This window comes from Stenotrophomonas pictorum JCM 9942, from assembly GCF_001310775.1.
Lineage (GTDB): Bacteria > Pseudomonadota > Gammaproteobacteria > Xanthomonadales > Xanthomonadaceae > Stenotrophomonas > Stenotrophomonas pictorum.
Window position 1 is genome coordinate 1 of the sequence record NZ_BAZI01000283.1, and the last position, 3,450, is coordinate 3,450.

Sequence of the window (3,450 nt, forward strand, 5' to 3'; positions counted from 1 at the left end):
CGCCCAGCCAGCTGCTGGCGACGTAGCCGATACCCGCCACCGCGACCAAGGTGGTGACAGCCGGCCACAGCCATCGCCGCCAGATGGGGCGCGGGGGCTGGGTGCTTACCTGGTCCTGGGCGGAGGTGTCACGGATCATCGGATACTTCACTGCATGGGTTGCTGTTGGTTAAGCAGATCGCGTGCCAATCACAATCCATTGAATTTGTTTGGAAATATCGGGTGTCGCTGGCTGTCCGGGTGTCCGCGGACACTGTCGCGGACACTGCCTGCGGGTCCATGGCTCGCCGTGTCCTGCGGCTGTCCGAATTGGCTGGCTTAGAATGTCCGTTCACTAACGCAAGTGGATCGACTATGTGCGGCATTGTTGGAGCGATCGCCGATCGCGATGTGGTTCCGGTACTGATTGAAGGACTCAAACGGCTGGAATATCGCGGTTACGACTCCTCCGGGATTGCCGTGCTGGATGCGGACCAGGTGCGTCGCGTACGCCGCACCGGCCGCGTGGCGGAGATGGAAGCCGCGGCCGGTGCCGAGCACTTCCACGCCACGGTCGGCATCGGCCACACCCGCTGGGCCACCCACGGTGGCGTGACCGAATCCAACGCGCACCCGCACATCAGCCAGGGCGTGGCGCTGGTGCACAACGGCATCATCGAAAACCACGAAGCGCAACGCGAAAAGTTGATCGCGCTGGGCTATGTGTTCGAATCGCAGACCGACACCGAGGTCATCGCCCACCTGATCCACCATCATCTGCAGGCCGATCACGACGACCTGCTTGGCGCCCTGCAGCGCACCGTCAAGGAGCTGACCGGCGCCTACGCGCTGGCGGTGATCAGCCGCAAGGAGCCGGACCGCATGGTGGTAGCCCGCATGGGCTGTCCGTTGCTGGTCGGTCTGGGCGAGGGCGAGAACTTCGTCGCCTCGGACGTGTCGGCGATCCTGCAGGCCACCCGCCGGGTGATGTTCCTGGAGGAGGGCGATACCGCCGAGCTGACCCGTCAGGGCGTGCGCGTGTTCGATGGCAACAACGCCCTGGTGCAGCGCGAGCAGCGCCTGTCCGACGTGTCGCTGGCCTCGCTGGAACTGGGCCCGTACCGGCACTTCATGCAGAAGGAAATCCACGAGCAGCCGCGCGCGCTGGGCGACACCGTGGAAGCGGCGATCGATGCCGGTGGCTTCCCGGCCACCCTGTTCGGCGCCAATGCCGAAGCGGTGTTCAAGGACATCGACGGCGTGCAGATCCTGGCCTGTGGCACCAGTTATTACGCCGGGCTGACCGCGCGGTACTGGATCGAGGCCATCGCCGGGCTGCCATGCAGCGTGGAGATCGCCAGCGAGTACCGCTATCGCGCCGCCTATGCCAACCCCAGGCATCTGATCGTCACCATTTCGCAGTCCGGTGAGACGCTGGACACGATGGAGGCGCTCAAGTACGCCAAGTCGCTGGGCCATACGCACACGCTGTCGATCTGCAACGTGCCGGAAAGCGCCATCCGCGTGCCAGCGAGCTGGTCTGCTACACCCGTGCCGGCGCCGAGATCGGTGTGGCCTCGACCAAGGCTTTCACCACCCAGCTGGCGGCGCTGTTCCAGCTGACCGTGGTGCTGGGCAAACTGCACGGCAAGGTCGACGCCGCCCAGGAGGCCGATTACCTGGAACAGCTGCGGCACCTGCCGGGCAGCGTGCAGCATGCCTTGAACCTGGAGCCGCAGATTGCCGCCTGGGCCGAACGTTTTGCCAGCAAGTCCAACGCCCTGTTCCTGGGCCGTGGCCTGCACTACCCGATCGCGCTGGAGGGCGCGCTCAAACTCAAGGAAATCTCCTATATCCACGCCGAGGCCTATCCGGCCGGCGAGCTCAAGCACGGCCCGCTGGCGCTGGTGGACGCGGAGATGCCGGTGGTGGTGATCGCCCCCAACGACAGCCTGCTGGAGAAGGTGAAGTCCAACATGCAGGAAGTGCGCGCGCGCGGCGGCGAGCTGTTCGTGTTCACCGACCAGGACAGCAACTTCAACGCCTCCGAGGGCGTGCATGTGATCCGCACCCCGCGTCATGCCGGCGTGCTCAGTCCGATCGTGCACACCATTCCGGTGCAGATGCTGGCCTACCACACCGCTCTGGCCCGCGGCACCGACGTGGACAAGCCGCGCAACCTGGCCAAGAGCGTCACGGTGGAGTGAGTACGGCTGTCACGGCCCTGTAACTGCGGGTGTGGAAACTCCCTCCTGCAGCCCGGTCCTCTCTCCCCCGACGCTGCGACGGAGCCCGGCCCTGTGCCGGGCTTTTTCTTGGCCGGGTGTACACGGCCGGAACCGCCGAAGACGGCGAGCAGGTGCGTAAATCGCCCGTCGCCGGCCCCCGCACGCCGCCTGGTCCCCACGGCCGGCCGGGCGGTTCCAGGCCGCTGGCGATATGCCACAATCGCCGGCGCATGGCAGGAAGCTGCAGGACCCCGACGTTTTGACCACCACATCCCCCGCGACATTCCCGTCCCTGTTTTCGGTGGTGCCGGCCGGCATTTTCGGTCCGCTGGCCTCGGCCAACCGCCAGAACTACTGGGCGCTGCTGTGCCGGCTGTTCGACGAGTTCTTCGGCCGGATGCGCCAGTGCCGCCCAGCCACGGTTTTCCGCGCCGCGAGATCACCGCGGCGATCGAGCGCTACCTGCTGACCGACGATCCCTGGGAGGACGAGGACGGACAGGCGCCGGACGCGCCGCTGAACGTGCGGGCCGCGGCGATCCACGACCGCTTCCGCGATGCCGGCTGGCTGCGCCAGGAGCGCATCGGTGCGCGCGAGATGGTGAGCATGCCGCGCATGGTGGCCGAGCTGCTGTCGGCCCTGGTGGAGTTCTGCGAACAGGGGCCGACCTTCGTCCGCGCCAAGATGGGCTCGATCGAATCCCAGCTGCAGAAGGTGACCGACGGCCATGCCGACGGCGGCATTCTCGACGAGGCCGCCGACCAGGCGCGGCGCCTGCTGGTGTCGCTGGCCTCGATGAGCCTGCAGGTGCGCGACCTGATGCCGGAGCTGAGCAGGGCCGAGACCACCGCACAGTTCGCCCGGCAGTGTTCGAGCGCTATGTCGGCCAGCTGTTCATTGGCGACTACGCCGAGCTCCACCGTGCCGACCATCCGATGGCGCGGCGCAGCTCGATCCTGGCGATGGTGCAGCAGCTGGAGGCCGGCGCGCAGCGCGAGGCGCTGGTGGCGTGGTACCGCGACCACCTCACTGGTGGCGATGAAGCGCGCGCGCAGCAGCGCCTGTCACGCAGTCTGGGGCGCCTGCGCGAGCTGGAGCGGATCGACGAATACCTGACCCGGCTGGACGAGGATATCCGCCAGGCCAACCGCCGCGCGCTGGCCTTTCTCGACTACCGCCTGCGTGCGCCCGACAAGCTTGACGTGCTGCTGCGCCGCGCCTGCCGTGGCGTGCTGTCCGCGCC

At 67.2% G+C, this 3,450-nt stretch carries 1 protein-coding gene and 2 pseudogenes; all 3 read left to right on the top strand.

Annotated elements, in window-relative coordinates:
- Positions 1 to 354 precede the first annotated feature (354 nt).
- Positions 355 to 2,186, top strand: a pseudogene (glmS, locus tag JCM9942_RS12415) (glutamine--fructose-6-phosphate transaminase (isomerizing)).
- Positions 2,187 to 2,466: 280 nt separating this feature from the next.
- Entirely contained in the window at positions 2,467 to 2,676 is a 210-nt protein-coding gene (locus JCM9942_RS20280) for a hypothetical protein (RefSeq protein ID WP_256202378.1), read from the top strand.
- Positions 2,613 to 3,450: pseudogene (locus tag JCM9942_RS20825) on the top strand (Wadjet anti-phage system protein JetA family protein); the annotation flags it as partial. The gene JCM9942_RS20280 and the pseudogene JCM9942_RS20825, both read left to right, overlap by 64 nt.